13 protein-coding genes are annotated in these 17808 nt (G+C 71.0%); 5 read left to right on the forward strand and 8 right to left on the reverse strand.

What is annotated here, in order from left to right; translation table 11 throughout:
* Positions 1 to 28: 28 nt before the first annotated feature.
* Together L3X23_RS21800 and L3X23_RS21805 are read left to right on the forward strand one after the other, a co-directional pair.
* Entirely contained in the window at positions 29 to 1177 is a 1149-nt protein-coding gene (locus L3X23_RS21800) for a GNAT family N-acetyltransferase (RefSeq protein WP_237194103.1), read from the forward strand.
* A 95-nt stretch (positions 1178 to 1272) separates the two neighbouring features.
* Positions 1273 to 2652 carry an MFS transporter gene (locus tag L3X23_RS21805; protein ID WP_237194104.1) on the forward strand — a complete coding sequence of 460 codons (1380 nt, stop codon included), beginning with the start codon at positions 1273 to 1275 and terminating at the stop codon, positions 2650 to 2652.
* Between the two features lie 130 nt (positions 2653 to 2782).
* On the opposite strand, the gene groL is transcribed toward L3X23_RS21805, so the two are convergent.
* The 5 genes from groL to L3X23_RS21830 form a co-directional block, all read right to left on the reverse strand.
* Complete coding sequence (gene groL, locus L3X23_RS21810) at positions 2783 to 4468, reverse strand: chaperonin GroEL (protein WP_237194106.1); 1686 nt, start codon at positions 4466 to 4468, stop codon at positions 2783 to 2785.
* Positions 4469 to 4666: 198 nt separating this feature from the next.
* On the reverse strand, positions 4667 to 5041 hold the full coding sequence (gene mimD, locus L3X23_RS21815) for a propane 2-monooxygenase effector subunit MimD (RefSeq protein WP_237194109.1): 375 nt from the start codon (positions 5039 to 5041) through the stop codon (positions 4667 to 4669).
* Positions 5038 to 6222 carry an aromatic/alkene monooxygenase hydroxylase subunit beta gene (locus tag L3X23_RS21820; RefSeq protein ID WP_237194111.1) on the reverse strand — a complete coding sequence of 395 codons (1185 nt, stop codon included), beginning with the start codon at positions 6220 to 6222 and terminating at the stop codon, positions 5038 to 5040. The genes mimD and L3X23_RS21820 overlap by 4 nt, the downstream gene beginning before the upstream one ends.
* On the reverse strand, positions 6222 to 7274 hold the full coding sequence (locus tag L3X23_RS21825; protein ID WP_093084642.1) for an FAD-binding oxidoreductase: 1053 nt from the start codon (positions 7272 to 7274) through the stop codon (positions 6222 to 6224). The genes L3X23_RS21820 and L3X23_RS21825 overlap by 1 nt, the downstream gene beginning before the upstream one ends.
* Positions 7275 to 7395: 121 nt before the next feature.
* Entirely contained in the window at positions 7396 to 9030 is a 1635-nt protein-coding gene (locus L3X23_RS21830; protein ID WP_237198091.1) for a methane monooxygenase, read from the reverse strand.
* 381 nt (positions 9031 to 9411) lie between these two features.
* Between L3X23_RS21830 and L3X23_RS35885 the strand changes: the two genes are divergently transcribed.
* Entirely contained in the window at positions 9412 to 11211 is a 1800-nt protein-coding gene (locus L3X23_RS35885) for a helix-turn-helix domain-containing protein (RefSeq protein ID WP_308116929.1), read from the forward strand.
* Positions 11212 to 11284: 73 nt separating this feature from the next.
* Here L3X23_RS35885 and L3X23_RS21845 read toward each other — a convergent pair whose 3' ends face one another.
* The gene (locus tag L3X23_RS21845) at positions 11285 to 12997 is read right to left on the reverse strand and encodes a TrkA family potassium uptake protein (protein ID WP_237194113.1); all 1713 of its coding nucleotides are present in this window, start codon (positions 12995 to 12997) and stop codon (positions 11285 to 11287) included.
* Between the two features lie 56 nt (positions 12998 to 13053).
* On the opposite strand from L3X23_RS21845, the gene L3X23_RS21850 reads away from it, so the two are divergent.
* Positions 13054 to 13935, forward strand: a complete 882-nt coding sequence (locus tag L3X23_RS21850) for an ABC transporter ATP-binding protein (protein WP_237194115.1) — start codon at positions 13054 to 13056, stop codon at positions 13933 to 13935.
* Positions 13932 to 15140, forward strand: coding sequence for an ABC transporter permease (locus tag L3X23_RS21855; protein ID WP_237194117.1), 1209 nt, complete (start codon positions 13932 to 13934; stop codon positions 15138 to 15140). Before L3X23_RS21850 ends, L3X23_RS21855 begins: the two co-directional genes overlap by 4 nt.
* Positions 15141 to 15338: 198 nt before the next feature.
* Here the strand turns inward: L3X23_RS21855 and L3X23_RS21860 are convergent, their stop codons facing one another.
* Positions 15339 to 16325: a hypothetical protein gene (locus L3X23_RS21860; RefSeq protein ID WP_237194119.1), complete on the reverse strand. Its 987-nt coding sequence runs from the start codon at positions 16323 to 16325 to the stop codon at positions 15339 to 15341.
* A 90-nt stretch (positions 16326 to 16415) separates the two neighbouring features.
* On the reverse strand, positions 16416 to 17792 hold the full coding sequence (locus L3X23_RS21865; protein WP_237194121.1) for a deoxyribodipyrimidine photo-lyase: 1377 nt from the start codon (positions 17790 to 17792) through the stop codon (positions 16416 to 16418).
* Positions 17793 to 17808 lie beyond the last annotated feature (16 nt).

Below are 17808 nucleotides of genomic sequence, written 5' to 3' on the forward strand. Positions count from 1 at the left end.
CCGACGCCGCCCGGCACACTCGTCCGACGTGGACCTCACCCTGCGCCGCGCCGAGGCGGCGGACTTCGACGCGCTGATCCAGCACGACCAGCGCGGGTTCGGCACCACGCACAGCGAGGCGTGGATCGCCGGGATGCGCAGGCTGCTGGACCTCGAACGCTTCCTCTTCGTGGAGGACGCGGGCCGCGTCGTCGGGGTGACGGGCTCGGTGCCGTTCCCGATGGGCGTCCCCGGCGGGCAGCTCGACATCGAGGGCGTGACCTGGGTGTCCGTCCTGCCCACGCACCGCCGCCGCGGGGTGCTGCGGATGTTGATGGCGGCGCAGCTGGAGACGATGACCACCGCCGTCGCCGCGCTCACGGCCAGCCAGGGCACGCTTTACGGCCGCTACGGCTACGGTGCAGCCACCGAGACGCGGCGGATCCGCATCGACAAGCGCTTCGCCCGGTTCCGCCCCGAGGCGCCGGACCCCGGCGGCGTCCGGATGATCTCCGCCCGGGAGGCGCGCGCCCACGCGCCCGAGGTCCAGGCCCGCTGGGCCGTGGGCACGCCGGGCTCGGTCCTGCGCCACGACGTCCTGTGGGACCTGTTCCTCGCCGACCCGGAGGAGGACCGGGACGGCGGCACCGCGCTGTTCCACCTCGCCCACCCGGACGGCTACGCCTCCTACCGCCTGCACCACGACCGGAGCACCCTCGTGGTCCGGGACCTGTTCGCCGCGACGCCCGAGGCGCACGCCGCCCTCTGGCGCGTGCTGTTGAGCGGCGACTTCGTCTCCCACCTCGAGACCGGTGTCTCTCCCCCGGGCGACCCGCTCGGCTTCCTGCTCACCGACCCGCGGCTCGTCGAGACGAGCGAGGTGCGCGACGGCGTGTGGATCCGAGTGCTCGACGTGCCCGCCGCCCTGACCGCACGCCGATACACGGCGGAGGTCGACGTGGTGCTCGACGTCGAGGGCTCCCGCTACCACGTGACCGGCGGCCCCGACGGCGCGGAGTGCACCCCGACCGCCGCCCTCCCGGACGTCACCCTGGGCCACTCGGCCCTCGGCACCCTCTACCTCGGCGGCCACCGCGCCACCACCCTCGCCCGCGCCGGGCTGGTGGAAGGTGACGCACACCGCATCGACACCGCGTTCCTCGCCGATCGCCCGCCGATGCACGGCACCGGCTTCTGACCGCAGGAGCCCAACCCATTCGGCTGCCCACGCCCCGCCCTGCGCAAACGGAGTACCTCGCCTAGCGTTGACGGGCAACCGAGACAGGGGGCGTGATGAGCGAAACCAACGCAGAGGGCCACGATGGAGTGCAGGTCGACGAGGCAGACCTGCCCACCGTGCGCAAAGCGGTCGCCGGCGCCGCGATCGGGAACGGTGTGGAGTGGTTCGACTACGCCATCTACGCCTACTTGACCACGCAGATCGGCCTGGCCTTCTTCCCGGATGCGAGTCCGGCGGCACGAATCATCCTCACGTTCTCACTGATCGCGATCCCCTTCGTGCTGCGGCCGCTCGGCGGCATCATCCTCGGCCCACTCGGGGACCGGTTCGGCCGCAAGACGGTCCTCTCCTGGACGATCGTGTTGATGGCGGGAGCGACCTTCCTCATCGGTCTGCTGCCCACCTTCACCGTGATCGGCGTGGCGGCTCCGATCCTGCTGCTGACGTTCCGTCTGATCCAGGGCTTCTCGACGGGCGGCGAGTACGGCGGTGCTGCGACCTTCATCGCGGAGTACGCCCCGACGAAGCGCCGTGGGTTCTTCGGCTCGTTCCTGGAGTTCGGCACCCTCGCCGGCACCGTGCTCGGTGCGATGCTCGCCACCGCCGTTCGACTCGGCCTCTCCGAGGAGGCTCTCAACAGCTGGGGTTGGCGGATCCCGTTCCTGATCGCGGGGCCGCTGGGGCTCGTCGGGTGGTACCTGCGGAACAAGCTGGAGGACACGCCCGCCTTCCGCGCCGCGCAGCAGGAGGACGTCACCACGTCCGCCCCGTTCCGGGAGGTCGTTCGGAACGTCTGGCCGCAGATCCTGCAGCTCATCGGCTTCGTGATGCTGTTGAACGTCGCCAACTACACCCTGCTCGTCTACATGGAGAGCTACCTCACGCAGGTCGTGGACATCGACGAGACCGAGTCGCTCTTCGTGCTCATCGCCGTCATGTTGATCATGATGGTGGTCATCACGCCCATCGGGCGGCTGTCGGACAGGATCGGCCGGAAGCCGTTGCTCCTCGGATCCGCCATCAGCACCCTGGTGCTGGCGATCCCTGCGTTCTGGCTGATCCATCAGGGCGGCTGGGTGCCGGTGATCATCGGTATCGCCATCCTGGGCATCCAGCTGGTGATGATGCTGGGCACCATCGGCTCCGCGCTGCCCGCGATGTTCCCGACGCGAAACCGCTACGGAGGCTTCTCGATCGGCTATGCGACCTCCACGGCCGCTTTCGGCGGTACGGCACCGCTCATCAACGCAGCCCTGATCGAAGCGACCGGCAACACCTACATCCCGGCGTTCTATCTGATGCTCGCGGCGGCCGTCGCCATCTACCCGCTCGTCAAGATGCCCGAGACGGCCGGGCTGGACATCTCCCACCCCACCCGCATCCCGGGCACGGACCACTACGTCCCCGACCGCGAGCCCACCGCGACCCACTAGGGCGACGCACGACACGGCCCCCTCGCGAGAGGGGGCCGTGTCGCGTCCTGGGCCCGCATTGTGGAGCCACACTGTCCGTTTCGGGGGCCGAAAACGGCCGTTGTGGCTCCATGATGCCGAGGGTCGGTGCCTAGCCCATCGACGGGCCGAGGCCCAGGGACTGCGGGGTCGAGCTGTCCGGGCTCGGCTGCGGGATGCCCTCGTCGAGGGGGCCGTACTCCGTCATCAGCGCCTTGTTCCAGGGGGTCTGCTCCTCGGCGACCAGGCTGTTGGTCGTGAGGATCAGGCCGGCCACCGAGGCGCCGTTCTGCAGCGCGGAGCGCACCACCCGCAGCGGGTCGATGATGCCCATCTCGATCATGTTCCCGAAGCGGCCCTCGAGGGCGTCGAATCCCTCGTCGACGCCCAGGTCGGAGACCTGCTTGACGACGTCCGCCCCGTCGTAGCCCGCGTTCGAGGCGATCAGCGTGACGGGCTCGGTCAGCGCCGCCCGCACGATCTCGACGCCGATCCGGTAGTCGCCCTGCACGTCCAGGTCGTTGAGCGCGGACTCCGCGTGCAGCAGCGCCGAGCCGCCGCCCGCCACGATCCCCTCGGCCATGGCGGCCCGGGTGGCCTGCAGCGAGTCGTCGACGCGGTGGCGGATCTCCTTGAGCTCCGCGTTCGTCGGCGCCCCGACGGAGATGATCGCGGCCTTGCCGGACAGCCGGGCGATGCGGTCGTTGAGCCAGTCCTCGTCCGTGCCGATGGAGGCGCGCGCCATCTCGGCCCGCAGCTGCGCCAGCCGCCGGTCGACGGCCTCCCGCGCCCCGCCGCCGCCGATGATGACGGTCTCCTCGTTGGTGGCCCGGACCTGCGCGGCCCGGCCGAGGTGCTCGGCGGTCATCTGCTCCAGCGCGAAGCTCGACGCCTTGGAGTGCACCTTCGCGCCGGTGAGCGCGGCCATGTCCTCCAGGAGGTGGATGCGCTTCTCCCCGAAGCCGGGGGCCTGGATGGCGGTGACCTTGAGGTGGCCGTTGACGTGGTTGTGCACCAGCATCTGCAGGGCCGTGCCCTCGACCTTCTCGGCCACGATGACCAGCGGCCGCGGGTCGCGCATGATCTTCTCGAGCACCGGCATGAGCTGCCGGACGTCGGTGATCTTCTCGGCGGACAGCAGGATGTACGGGTCGTCGAGCACGGCGGTCATCGAGCCCGGGTCCGTGACCAGGTAGGGCGAGACGTAGCCGTTGTCGAACTCGAAGTCCTCGACGAAGTTCACCTGCAGGCCGAGGACCGGGCCGTCGTCGACGGAGATGACGCCGTCGTCCCCGACGGTGTGCAGGGTCTGCGCGACGACGGAGCCGATGCCCTCGTCGTCGTTCGCCGAGATCGCGGCGACGCGGGAGAGGTGCTCGAGCGAGTCGACGGGGTGGGCGACCCCGGACAGGTGCTCGACGATCCGCCCGACGGCGAGGTCGATGCCCCGCTTGACCAGCACCGGGTTCCCGCCGGACTGGATGGCCTTCATGCCCTCGCGGACGATGGCCTGCGCCATCACGGTGGCGGTGGTGGTGCCGTCCCCGACGATGTCGTTGGTCTTGATCGCGGCTTCCTTGAGGATCTGCGCGCCCATGTTCTCGAAGGGGTCGCGCAGGTGGATCTCGCGGGCGATGGTCACGCCGTCGTTCGTGACCTCGGGCGTGCCGGTGATCTTCTCCAGGACGACGTTGCGGCCCTTGGGGCCGAGCGTGGACTTGACGGCCTCGGCGAGCTGGTCCACACCGGCCTGGAGCGCCCTGCGGGCGTCCGCGCCGAACTTGAGTTCCTTGGCCATGACTGCGGGTCCTCCTGGGATGAGAGCGACGTCGGTCTCGTGCGCGGGTGAACCGACCTCCCCGTCGACGTCCGGCTGCGGAACCGGACGTCGACGGGAACGGTGCGGCGAAGGCGACCGTCGGCGCAGTGGGCCTCACCAGGGCCGACGGGGGTCGTGAGCGGCGATGGTCGCCATGGCGACCATCGCCGCTCACGGTTACTTGACGGGCGGGGGGAGCATGTCGCCGATGAACTCGGCGGCCTCCTCCAGGTTGCCGAACATCACGGTCCGGTCGTCCATGTGGATCATCTTCCCGTAGTGGGTCGACATGTTCTCCTCGAACTCGGCGGCGTCGTAGAAGCCGGGCTCCTCGCCGAGTGCCTCGGAGATGTCGTCGTAGACGAAGTCCATGCGGCCCACGCAGTCCACGCGGATCATGGACGGCAGGTGCGTGATCGTGACGTTCTCCTGCTGGTCCATCACCTCCGCGACGACCACGCCGATCTGGTTGTTCATCAGCGTCACCCCGGCCTTGCCGGACGCGGTGTTGTCCGCCTTGAACGGACTCTCTGCGGTCTTGAACGACGTCACTGCGACAGCTCCTTCGGGACGGAGAGACCGAGGTCGGTCACGATTCCGGAGAAACGGCTCTTGGCGCGGTCGAGGCTGTCCTCGAAGCGCGGGGGCTTGGCGTCCGGCAGCGACCAGATCGGCTGCAGCACACGGGCGGCCTCGATGGCCTGCGGCACCCAGTGCGAGAGCCAGCCCTGCATCAGGTCCTTGTTGTAGTCCGCGAACTCCTTGTCCTGGGTGAGCGGACCGAAACAGGCCTGGGTCCAGCGCAGGTCGCGCTGGGCGAAGTCGAACTCCGCGGCACCCATGACCGTGGGCGTCACGAAGTCGCCGTTGCCCGCGGCGGCCTGCATGACCAGGTTCGAGCGGAAGAGCTCGCCGAGCAGCGGCTCGAAGACGACGTTGGTGGCGAAGATCGACTCGCCCCAGTCGTCGTCGACCGCGGTGAGGGCCTCGGTGACCTTCCGGACGCCCTGCCACTCCGGGTCGGAGTTCCACGCCTCCAGGTGCGCGGTGCCGTCGAAGCCCTCGATCTCCTCGGTGAGGGTGAGGTTGTACAGCGCGAGGTCCTGGGCGAACCGGATCTTGTGCATGCTGTTCACCGCCATGGCGGTGTTGTGCATGTTGGTCGGTCCGGAGCGGTTGCAGGCCGCGAAGACGTAGAGGCCGAGGATGTGCTCGATGTGCATCCAGGCGCCGACGTTGCGCTCCACGAACTGGATCCAGTTCGGGGTCCACTGCTCGAACGCCTTGGCGTTGCGGGCGTTCTCGATGTTCTGGTTCACCTGCCGGACGACGTTGGCGTTGTACCGGTAGAAGGTGAGCTCCCACTCCTCGTTGGGGTCGCGGAACTCGTGCCAGCCGTGGGCGGGCCACTCGTAGCCCTTGCCGCCGGAGCCGGGGAAGCGCTCGGGCTCGGGGCGGTCCACGCCCCACGCCTTGAGCTTCGTCCAGGTCAGCGGGTATCCGGCGCTGCCGTCCGCGAAGCCGTAGATCCAGCCCTGGGACAGGTAGTGCCGGGGGTCCGGCTGGACGTCGACCGTGACGTCCTCGTAGTGGGTCTGCTTGCGCTTCGCCGGCTTGTAGTAGTTGTACCGGCGGGCGCTCGCGCCCGAGTCGGGGAACTCGCGTGCGCCGGCTTCCGCGTCGGTGAAGACGGGTTTCGGGACACTGCGTTCGGGCCGTTCCGTGGTGGTCATCAGCCGTCCTCGCCTTCTGTTTCACCGGTGGTGGTGAACTTGTCGTAGAAGATGTTCTCCTCGCGCACGCCCAGTGCCGTCAGCGTCGCGATCGCCGCGTCGACCATGGGCGGCGGACCGCAGACATAGGCATCGGCTCCTTCCAATGTGGACTCGTTCGCCTGCAGGACCTCCGTGATGAGGCCCGTCTGGCCCGACCACGGCTCGTCGTCGGGGTGGGAGAGCGCCGGGGTGTAGGTCAACCCCGACGGGAGCTGCTCCCCCAGTGCCGCGATCTCCTCGGCGAAGCACAGGTCACGGGTGGCCCGGGCGCCGTAGTAGAACCGCGCCCGTCGCTCGACCCCGCGCTCGGCCATCGACCGGAGCAGCCCGAGGATCGGCGCCATGCCCGCGCCGCCGCCGACGAACACGATGTCCGACGTGCGGTTCTCGCGGAGCGTGAACGTCCCGAAGGGCGCCTCGACCTCGAGCTGGTCGCCGACCTGCACCTTCTCCGCGAGGAACTCGGAGAACAGGCCGTCGGGGTAGATCTTGATGACGAACTCGAACTCCCCCTCGCGGTTCGGGGTGTTCGCCATCGAGAACGACCGCGACTCCTCCGTGCCCGGGACGATGAAGTCCATGTACTGCCCCGGGAAGAACTTGATCTCCTCGGGCTCGATCAGCTTCACGACGAGCCGGCGCAGGTCGTGCGTGACCTCGTCGTTGGCCACGACCTGGACCTTGCCCTTACGCAGCGGCAGTCCGGACCGGATGATCTCCTCGTCGTAGTTGAGGAGCTCGATGGTGAGGTCCTCGTAGGCGTGGGCCCGACAGAGCAGTGTCGAGCCCTCCTCCTTCTCGTAGTCGGGGAGGGCGAAGGTCGAGTAGCTGTCCAACTCGATGTCCTCGCCCTCGAGGACGAACGACTTGCAGGCCGCGCACTGGCCCTCCTTGCAGCCGTGCATCAACTGCACGCCCTGCTCGGCGGCCGCACGCAGGATGGTCTGGTCCTCGTCGACCTCGATCTCGATGCCGACCGGCTCGAACCGGACGACGTGCTTGTCACCCAATGTGGTGGGCCCCTCTCGAACTCGTTCGCGGGAAGAGGGCAGAGAGCGGGGGAGGGCACGGAGGCCCCGTGCCCTCCCCCTCGCCTGACCCGCGCTCAGGCGCCTTTGGCTGAGCTGCGACTCAGCTCTGCGGCGCCGGGCGGCCGGCGGGGCCCTGCTTGTTGTAGTCGGCGACGTAGGCGGCCCGTTCCGCGTCGCTCATCTCGTTGAACAGGACGTTCGGCGACTGCAGCGGAGGACACCGCCGCATGTGGTCCAGCGTCCACATCTTCTTGGGGTCGAGGTCGAGATGCGGCTGGGCCGTCATCGTCTTCCCGTCGTCCCGGACGAAGCCCATGTCGGAGACCACGTCGGCCCAGTTCCAGCCGTGGTAGAGCGTCTCCCACTCGCGCTTGCCGACGAGGCGGCCCATGTTCGGCGTCTCGCGACCCTGGTACGTCGGACGGAAGGCCTCGACGTCCGTCCAGCGGCAGACCTCGTGGCAGTAGGTCCGGTGCTGGCCGTCCACCTCGGCCGTGACCATGTCCTCACGGACCAGACACGGGACCATGCAGGTCCAGCACCGGGCCGGGTAGACGTAGTCCACGTCCTCGAAGACGATCGGGTTGTGCCCGTTCGGCTTCGACAGGCGGTTGTAGTTCTCCCACCACTTGCCGTACTTGTCGTACCAGCCCGGGTACTTGTACTCGAACCACTCGAAGTCCTCGTCCGTCATCGAGTCGATGCGCCAGTAGTTGGCGAGCCACCCGGTGGCGAAGAACTGCGCGACCTCGTGGACGTAGCCCTTCTCCCAGATCTGCTTCCACGACTCCTCGATCAAGTCGTGCGGGATGACCAGGCCGTACTTCTCCAGCGGGATCAGGTACGCACGGTAGTAGTCGTCGTAGATCCAGCGGCGCCACATCTCGGCGTAGGACTCGCGGTCCTTGCGCCGGTCCTTGGTGCCGTACTCGATGAACGTGCCGATCGCGGCGTCGACCACGCGGTGGTTGTTCCACCACGCGTACCGCAGGTCACGCTCGAGCAGCTGGCGGTTGTCCTCGTCCGACAGCGCCATGAGCAGCGTGGCGTAGCCGTTGGAGATGTGGCGGGACTCGTCGGACTGCACCGAGTGGAAGACCGTGGGCAACAGGTAGTCACCGTTGGCGGCCGCCTCGGCGGGCATCGCGACGAACAGGGTGTTGGTGAACGCGGTCTCGGCCACGATCGTCAGGTAGATCGACGCCGCGGTGATCGCGTCGCCCGTGATGAACCCCTCGGCGAACTGGCGGCCGATGGTGCCGCAGTAGTCGCTGTGGAAGTTCCGGAGGCTGTTGTTGAAGCCCGCCGGGTCGATGTAGTTGTTCATGTACAGGCGCTTGAGGTTCTGCTGGATCGTCGAGTGGCGTACCTCGTCGATCATCTGGATCGCCTGACCGTTGTGCAGCTCCGGGTTCGGAACCACGTGGAACAGCATCGGCATCGAGCGCGCCGCCGAGACCTCCGGCAACGGGATGATGCTCAGGAACAGCTTCTGCCACTCCAGCCAACGCTCCTGGACCTGGCGGAACATGTTCCCGCGGATGGCACCGTCGGACGCACCGTAGACGCGGTGGTCCTTCTCCTCCTGCATCGGGAAGTAGCTCCGGAGGACCTGCTTGAGCGGGTCCTTCTTCGCCGCCTTCCGGAAGGTGTAGTCGGTTCCGTACTTCATGTACGGCTCGTGGTACTGCGGCTCCCAGGCGAGTTCCTGGATCTTCTGGTGAGCCTTCGCCAAGCTCTGCCGACTCACGTCGTCTCCTCACGGTGGTGGGTGAGTGGCACAGAGGGCGACGCGGCACCGACGGCGCGGGTGTGCGGTCTCGTCATCGTCCCTGTGTGATCGGGCGGTTGCGACGTGGGTCACATCCGTCCGACGTGCAGATCACACCTCCGACGCGTCTCCTGTGCGGTCTCAATCTGAGACGGTGCCCCCCTGACCAGGGCCTATCGTTCCTCACGTCCGGGCGGTAGCGTCCGGATCGATACCGGCTGCCGCGTCACCGCGGACCACAGCTGCTCCGAGAAGGGCAACCGGTTGGTCAAGATGTCTGAGCGCACTACCCACCACGAGGCGCCGGATACCGAAGTCGGGTCCGGAGCCGGAGTCGTCGCGCCCGTGGCCGTCGGGCCGGCGGCCGAGCGGATCGCCCTCGCCCGCGAGTCCTTCCTGCACGACGAGGAGCCCCCGCCGGGTCTCGTCCGGCCGCCGATCCTCGCGTCCTGGACGCGGTCGCGGAGCTTCTCCGTGGCCAGCGACCACCTCGAACTGCCGTACGAGATCGACGCCGAACCCGACAGCCCGCTCATGCGCGCGGCCGGTCCCGTGGTCGAGGACATCGCGGACACGTTCGCCACCGAGCCCGTCTCGGTCATCCTCTGCGACGACGAGGGCGTGGTCCTCGACCGGCGCACCGGCGACAGCGCGCTGCGCCGCCAGCTCGACCGGATCTGGCTGGCCCCGGGCTACAGCTACGCCGAGCAGTACGTCGGCACCAACGGCATCGGCACCGCGCTGGAAGGCCGCGCCCCCGCGCAGGTCTACGGGCACGAGCACTACGTCGACCACCTCGAGGACATGGCGTGCGCCGGCGTCCCGATCCACCACCCCGTCTCCGGGAAGCTGCTCGGGGTGCTCGACCTGACGTGCTGGCGGAACGAGGCCAGCGCGCTGATGGCCGCCACCGCCGCCACGATCGCGCACCGCATCGAGGAGCGGCTGCTGGAACAGTCGGGCCGCCGCGAGCTGACCCTGCTGCACGACTACCTCGCCGCCTGCCGCCGCGGGCGGGGGGCCGTCGTCGCCGTCGGCGCGGACCTGATGATGATGAACGACAAGGCCCGCGAGCTGCTCGACGCGGGCGATCACGGCCCGCTCATCGCCGAGGCCACCGAGGCGCTGCGGACCGGTCGGCGCCGCCAGCTGCTCGTCGACCTGCCCAGCGGGAACACCGCGCGGGTGCAGTGTCGACCGAGCTGGGCCGAGGGCTCGCTCTCCGGCGGGGTCCTGCAGGTCCAGCTCGTGTCGAAGGCGCCGGTCGCGACCCGGCACACGGCGGCCGCCGTCGGGGCCGCGCTGCCCACCGCCGTCGGGTCCGGGGCGCTGTGGACGAAGTGCGCCCAGACCGTCGACCGGCACTTCCGCATGCGGGAGTGGCTGGTCCTCGAGGGCGAGGAGGGCACCGGCCGGACCACGCTGGCCCGGGCCACCCACCAGGCCCACTCCCCCGCCGGGCACGTCCGGGTGCTCGACGCGGCGCACGCCTCGCCCGCGTGGCTCGCCGAGGTCGCGGACGAGCTCGCGACCGGTGGCGGCACGCTGGTGCTGCAACACATCGACGTGCTGTCCGCGGACCACGCGCTGGCCCTGGCGGACGTCCTGGACCCGCACCGGGAGTCGACCGACCCGGAGCGGCAGTGGGTCGTCGCCACCCGGGCGCACGGCACCGACGGCCCGGACTCCCCGGAGCTCGCGGAGCTGCAGGGCTGCTTCCCGCGCAGCATCGAGGTGCCGCCGCTGCGCCACCACATCGAGGACGTCGCGGAGCTGGTGCCCTACCTGCTGGCCCGGCTCACCCGCGGCGCCGACCTGCACTGCTCGCCCGAGGCGATGCGGGTGCTCATGCGCAACCGCTGGCCCGGCAACGTCGACCAGCTCTACCAGGTGCTGCGCAAGGTCGTCGCGCGGCGGCGGACCGGGGTGATCCGGCCGGAGGACCTGCCGCCGGAGGTCCGGGCGATCACCCGTCGGGTGCTCACGCCCCTGGAAGCGATCGAGTGCGACGCGATCGTCGACGCCCTGCTGGACACCGACGGCAACAAGGCCGAGGCCGCCCGCAGACTGGGCATGAGCAGAGCCACGATCTACCGACGCATCCGCGGCTACGGGATCACGATGCCCGACGGTTCCGCCGTCTGACCCACCGCATTATGGAACCATAACGTCGTTTTCGGGGCCCGAAACGGCCATTATGGTTCCATAATGCGTCGGGTCAGTGGGTGAGTAACGCCAGGAGTTCGGTGTAGGGGCCCACCACGTAGGCGTCGTCGCCCTCGGCGAAGCGGGTGTCTCTGCGCGGGGTGTCGACCGTGCCGTCCGCGCGGCGCAGGGCGACCACCCGGGTGCGGGCGGAGAGCTCGCGCATGGCGCGCCCGTCGAGCTGGGGGCCGATCGGGAGGCGTCCGACCATGAACGGGGTCCGGTCGACGTAGAAGGTGCCGAGCACGTCCAGCCCGAGCGCGGCGCCGACGAACCACGGGGCGGCGAGCGCGGCCGTCGAGCGGACGTGGTCGAAGCCGAAACCCTCCTCGACCGCCTCGGACAGGTCCCGGTCGAAGAGCCGCAGCACCACCGGGACGTCCCGCCAGCGGTCGCCGAGCTGGTCCCGCACGGCGAGGCCTGCCTCGATGTTGACGAGATCGTCGCTGGTCAGCACGGCCACGGCCGCACACTCGACCAGGTTGACCGCGGCGAGCACGGAGGTGTCCGTGGCGTCCCCGATGACGATCGGCACGCCGAGCTGCCGGGCCCGCGGGAGGTGCCGGTTGGCCTCGTCCCGCTCCAGCACGAGCGGGCGCGCGCCCGCCGCGAGCAGCCCCTCCAGCACGCCGATGCCCACCGCGCCGAGCCCGACGACGAGCACGTGCCCGCGCATCGTCTCGACCCGGCTCCTGCCCAACGACCGCTCGAGGCCGTTGCTGACCAGCATCTGGGTGAGCAGGGCGAACAGCACCGCGGCGAGGACGACGCCCAGGAACATCATCCCGATCGCGTAGATCCGCAGCCAGGTCGCCTGCTCGGCGAAGGAGAAGTCCCCGTAGCCGACGGTGCCGATGGTCTCCACGGTGAAGTAGACGGCGTCCACCCAGCTCATACCCCGGCCGTCGGGCTTGACGTAGCCGGCGCGGAGCACGAACACCGACAGCGCGAACACGGCGAGCAGGACCAGGGCCGTCGCCTTCAGGGGGCGCTCGGCCTCGGCGAGCAGGCTGCGGATCAGGGTGAGCGCCCCCGCGCGCCCACCCTCGTCCGCCCTTCGCACCGCCCGCTCGGCGCCCGCGCTGCGCGCCCCGACCCGCACGGGTTCGGGGACCTCCTCGACGAGCGGCCCGAACTCCTCCGGCGTGCCGATCAGGGTGACCTCCTCGCCCGCGGCGACGGGATGGTCGCGGCCCGGGCAGAGCGCGTCCTCCGCGGCCAGCGGGGCCAGGACGCCGTAGAGGGAGCGCAGCGTGCCCGCCCGCGGCGCCTCCACGGTCGTGACCACGAACCGTCGTCCGCCCAGGTCCAGCGGGTGCGGGCGCCGCCCCAGACAGGCCTCGACGACGGACGGCGCGGCCAGCGCGGCGACGTCCAGCACGGTGCCGTGCCCACCGAGCGCCCGGCCCACCGCGCGGTTCTCCACCCGGACGACCAACCGGGTGTCCGGGGCGACCTGGTGGGCGAGCAGGGCGGCCTCGGTGGCGACGAGATCGTCGTCCGGGGCCACGACGACCGCGGCGGCCTTCTCGGCGCCCGCCGCACGCAGCGCCTCCCGCAGCCTGCCGGGGTGCCGGGGCACCCCCCAGCCCGCCAGCAGGTGCTCGGTGACCGGGTCGGGCCGGTCGGTCGCGTCGACGACCGCGCACTCGATGCCGGCGTCCACCAGCTGCTCGACGATGCGCAGCGCCACCGCACCGACGCCGCAGACCACGACGTGGCTCATCGGGCGAGTGTCTCGGCCGTGTATTGCCTGCGTGTTGCCGGACACCAGTAGGTTCGGTGATCGTGTTGGACATCGGGGGGCTACGGAAACGGTTCGGGACCCGCACGGCGCTGGAGGACGTCACCTTCTCGGTGCGTCCGGGCGAGGTGTTCGGGTTCGTCGGCAGCAACGGGGCCGGCAAGACCACGACCATGCGCATCGTGCTCGGGGTGCTGAGCGCGGACGCGGGCGAGGTGCGGTGGAAGGGCACGGCGATCGACGCCGAGGCGCGGCGGCGCATCGGGTACATGCCCGAGGAACGCGGGCTCTACCCCAAGATGAAGGTCGGCGAGCAGCTCGCCTACCTGGCCCGGCTGCACGCGGTGTCCGCCGCGGACGCGGCCGCCGCCGTCACCCGCTGGACCGAGCGCCTCGGCGTCGCGGAACGGGTGGGTGACGAGGTCCAGAAGCTGTCGCTGGGCAACCAGCAGCGGGTGCAGCTGTGCGCGGCGCTGGTCCACGACCCCGAGATCCTGGTGCTCGACGAGCCCTTCTCCGGGCTGGACCCCACCGCCGTCGAGGTGATGAGCCAAGTGCTGCGGGACAAGGCGGACGAGGGTGTGCCGGTGGTGTTCTCCTCCCACCAGCTCGATCTCGTGGAGCGGCTCTGCGACCGGGTCGGGATCATCGCGGCCGGGCGGATGGTGGCCGTCGGGAGCGTGCCGGAGCTGCGCTCGGGCGGGGTGTCCCGGATCGACGTCGTGGGGCCGCGGGACTGGGCGGGCGCGGTGCCCGGGGTGAGCGTGGTCTCAGAGGACGGCCCGCACACCCGGGTGGAGCTGGCCGGCGCCTCCGACCAGGACGTCCTCGCCGCGGCGCTGGCCGCCGGGCCGGTGCACGAGTTCACGCCGCACCGACCGCCCCTGACCGAGCTCTACAAGGACGTGGTGTCGCGATGAGCGAGCGTGCGAACGAGTCGTCGGCCCGGCGTGGGCTGTCCCCGCAGCAGGCGATCGGGCTGGTCGCCCGGCGCGAGTTCACCACGCAGGTGCGCTCGCGGAGCTTCGCGGTCGGGATCGTGATCTCGCTGGTCATCTTCGGTGTCTACGCGCTGATCTTCCAGTTCATCGGCAGCCGGACGTCGTCGGACTCGCTGGGGGTGACGCCCGCGGCCCAGTCGATGGTCCCGGCCCTCCACCAGGCGGCCACGGTGGCAGGCCGCACCCTGACGGTGGTGGACGTGTCCGCCGCCGAGGGTGCCGAACAGCTGCAGTCCGGGGACCTCGACGCGGTGCTGGACCACCCGTCGGGGTGGACGCTGACCGGACGGGACGCCGTCGGGTCCGAGCTGCAGGTGCTGGTCTCGACCGTGGTCCGGCAGGCCACCCTGGACCAGGCGCTGCAGGCGGCGGGGCAGAACCCGGCCACCGTCGCGGCGGCGGGCGCCGTCGCCGTGCAGACGCTCGAACCCGAGGACCCCGAGCGGGGACAGCGGCTCGGGCTGGCGATCGTCACCTCGGTGCTGCTGTTCATGTCGCTGATCGGGTACGGGTCCGCGGTCGCCCAGGGCGTGGTGGAGGAGAAGTCCTCGCGGGTCGTCGAGCTGCTGCTGTCCACGATCCGGCCGCTGCACCTGCTCGCGGGCAAGGTGCTCGGGCTGGGCGCGGTCGGGCTGCTGCAGCTGCTCATCCTGGGGGCGATCGGGGTGGTCGTCGGGTCCGTGACGGGGGTGCTGAGCGCGCCGTCCGCGGCCGGGCCTGCGCTGGTCGCGGCCGTGATCTGGTACCTGCTGGGGTTCTTCCTCTACGCGTCCGTCTATGCCGCCGCGGGGTCGATGGTGTCCCGGCAGGAGGAGCTGCAGTCGCTGGTGGCGCCGATCATGTTCCCGCTGCTGCTGCCGTTCATCTTCGCGGTGTCGGTGCTGCCGGGAGACCCCCGCAACACCCTCGCGACGGTCCTGTCCTTCGTCCCGTTCTTCTCCCCCACGCTGATGCCCGCGCGGCAGGCGCTCGGCGTGGCGCCGTGGTGGCAGGTCCTGATCGCGATCCTGCTGACGGCGGCCACGATCGTCGCCGTCGTGGCGGTGGCGGCGCGGATCTACCGCAACTCGGTGCTGCGCACGGGGGCGCGGGTGTCCTGGTCGGAGGCCCTGCGCTCGTCGTAGCCCCGCCGGGCCCGGTGCACGGGTCCCGATGCACGGGGCCCGGTGCACGGGGCCCGGTGGGCGCTCGGCCCGGTCCGTGCGCAGGGTGGGCTCCCGCGCCGCCTCGGTGAGGCGGTACTCCGTCGTCGGCGGTCGCGATGATCCACTCGTGGGGCGGGTGGCGGTCGGGATTCGACCGTTCCGCTCCCGAACAGTGGATCAGGTGGCGCGGGGCTTGGGCTTCCACTCGGTGAAGCCCGCCTTCTCGGCGTCCTCCGCCGTGCGGAACCAGGCCTCGGGCTTCGTGCGCCGGAAGTACGGGCTCGACGGCGGGTGAAACAGCATCGACGACGCGTTCCCCTTGATCGTGTACTCCGGGCCGGGAGCCGACCCGTCCGCGAGCGGCGCGGCCGACCCGGGGCCGTAGGGCTCGGCCGGGTTGACGGCGGGGATCGCCACGGTGGGGGTGTCGTCCGTGGGCGCCGCGCGGGGGGTGAGCGAGGGGGTGAACCCGGGCGCCGTGGAGGGGGTGGTCGCGTCGAAGAGGGTGGCGGGGCGGGCGGGCTCGGTGGGCTCGGCGGGCTCGGCGGGCTCGTCCTCGACGACCGCGCCCACCGGCTCGACGCTCGACGTCGCCGGCATGTCGGTCGGCTTCGGAGCCTCATCGGTGGGGTCGTCCGCGGCTGCCGGAGCCTCGGGGGCGGAGGGGTCGGACGGCTCGGGCGACGGTGCGGTCGGCGCCTCGGGTTCGGACGCCACGTCCGGCTCGGCCGCCTCCGCAGCGGCGTCGGGCTCGGCCGGGGAGTCCGGCTCGGTCGGCTCGGTCGGCGCTTCCGGCTCGGCCACAGCATCGGGCTCGGCCACAGCATCCGGCTCGGCCACAGCATCCGGCTCGGCCACAGCATCCGGCTCGGCCACAGCATGGGGCTCGGCCACGGCGTCCGGCTCGCTCGGCTCGGACGGGGCCACCGGGGCAGGCGGCACCGTCGGCACGGCCGGCGCCGACAGTTCGGCCCGCACCTCGGGCTCGCTGGGGACGGGTGGCGCGACCGAGCGGGCGGCGGGAGGAGCGGTGGCCACGGCCCACTGGTCGGTGAGCGGGCGGCCGTCCGGGCGGCGCCGGAACCACCAGACGCCCGCGCCCGCGGCCCCGGCCAGCAGCCCGACCAGCACGATCCCGCGCGTCGGTCGGCGTCGGTCGGCCATCGGGTCTCCCCTCGTGAAGTGCTGGGGCCAGCCTAGGCGTTCACCCACATGCCGCGTCGGGTGGCCCGTGGGGGCCGGGCGCAGGCCGCCTCACCGACGGGCGTTCTTCACCTGCTCGTAGCGGTCCAGCGCCTCCTGCCGCTCGGCCTTGTGGTCGACCATCGGTTCGGGGTAGCCCTCCGGCACCCCGACCTTCCACGGCTGGTGCACCGCTTTGCCCTCGATGCCCCGCAGCTCGGGGACGTACTTGCGCACGTAGTCGCCGTTCGGGTCGAAGCGCTCCCCCTGCGTGATCGGGTTGAAGACCCGGAAGTAGGGCGAGGCGTCCGTGCCGCTGCCCGCCGTCCACTGCCAGCCGTGCTGGTTGGAGGCGAGGTCGCCGTCGACCAGCAGCTGCATGAAGTGGCGGGCACCCCACCACCACGGCAGATGCAGGTCCTTGACCAGGAAGGACGCCACGATCATCCGCACCCGGTTGTGCATCCACGCCTCCGCGCGCAGCTGGCGCATCCCGGCGTCGACGATCGGGAAACCGGTGCGGCCCTCCTTCCACGCCTCGAACGCGGCGTCGGCCTCCTTGCCGGTGGCGACCGGCAGGGCGTCGAAGGAGCGGTCGTAGTTGCGGCGGGCGGAGTCCGGGCGCTGGAACAGGATGTCCGCGTAGAACTCGCGCCAGGCGATCTCGGTCCGGTAGGTGTTCGCGCTCTCGGAGCGGCGCTGCGCCAGGTCGGCGAGGATCGTGCGGGGGTGGATGCAGCCGTACTTGAGGTACTGCGACAGGCGCGAGGTGCCGGGCCGGTCGGGGCGGTCCCGGGTGTCGCCGTACTCGTCGACGATGTCGAGGAAGTCCTGCCACGCGGCGCGGGCCGCCCGCTCGCCGGGTTCGGGCAGCTCGGCGTCCACGGCGACGTCGTCGGGGATCCGGACGGCCCGGGGGCCGCCGTCCTTGTCCGACGGGTCCATCCAGGTCACGGTCGCCGCAGAGGTGTCGGCCGGGTCGCGCCAGCCGTGGTCCGCCCAGGCGCGGCGGAACGGGGAGAAGACCTTGAAGGGATCGCCGTCGGACTTCACGACCCGCCCGGGCGCGACGGCGTAGGGCGACCCGATCCGGTGCAGCTCGCGGCCTGCGTCCGCCAGCGCCTTCTCGACGCCCTCGTCCCGCTTCGCGCCGTACGGACCGAAGTCCGCCGCCACGTGCACCACCGACGCGGACACGGCCTCGGCCACCCGCGGCACGACGTCCACCGGGTCGCCCTTGACCACCAGCAGCCGGTCACCCAGCGCCGCGGACAGCTCGCGCAGGCAGCCGTAGAGGAAGGTCAGCCGGGCCCCACCGCTCGGGGCGATCAGGGCCGGGTCGAGCACGAACAGGGCCAACGCCTCGTCGGAGTCGGCCGCGGCGAGGAAGGTGGGCTGGTCAGCGACCCGCAGGTCACGCCGGAACCAGACGACGGAGCGGTCGGGCATGGATCGACGCTAGCGG

Origin of the sequence: Pseudonocardia sp. WMMC193 (assembly GCF_021728735.1) — a bacterium.
In the GTDB taxonomy this organism is placed as follows: domain Bacteria; phylum Actinomycetota; class Actinomycetes; order Mycobacteriales; family Pseudonocardiaceae; genus Pseudonocardia; species Pseudonocardia oroxyli.

Bases quoted from the DNA above. Each gene is read 5' to 3' on its own strand.
- L3X23_RS21805 (WP_237194104.1), top strand. From the start codon at position 1,273: ATGAGCGAAACCAACGCAGAGGGCCACGATGGAGTGCAGGTCGACGAG.
- groL (WP_237194106.1), bottom strand. From the start codon at position 4,468: ATGGCCAAGGAACTCAAGTTCGGCGCGGACGCCCGCAGGGCGCTCCAG.
- L3X23_RS21820 (WP_237194111.1), bottom strand. From the start codon at position 6,222: ATGACCACCACGGAACGGCCCGAACGCAGTGTCCCGAAACCCGTCTTC.
- L3X23_RS21845 (WP_237194113.1), bottom strand. From the start codon at position 12,997: ATGAGCCACGTCGTGGTCTGCGGCGTCGGTGCGGTGGCGCTGCGCATC.
- L3X23_RS21855 (WP_237194117.1), top strand. From the start codon at position 13,932: ATGAGCGAGCGTGCGAACGAGTCGTCGGCCCGGCGTGGGCTGTCCCCG.
- L3X23_RS21860 (WP_237194119.1), bottom strand. From the start codon at position 16,325: ATGGCCGACCGACGCCGACCGACGCGCGGGATCGTGCTGGTCGGGCTG.
- L3X23_RS21865 (WP_237194121.1), bottom strand. From the start codon at position 17,792: ATGCCCGACCGCTCCGTCGTCTGGTTCCGGCGTGACCTGCGGGTCGCT.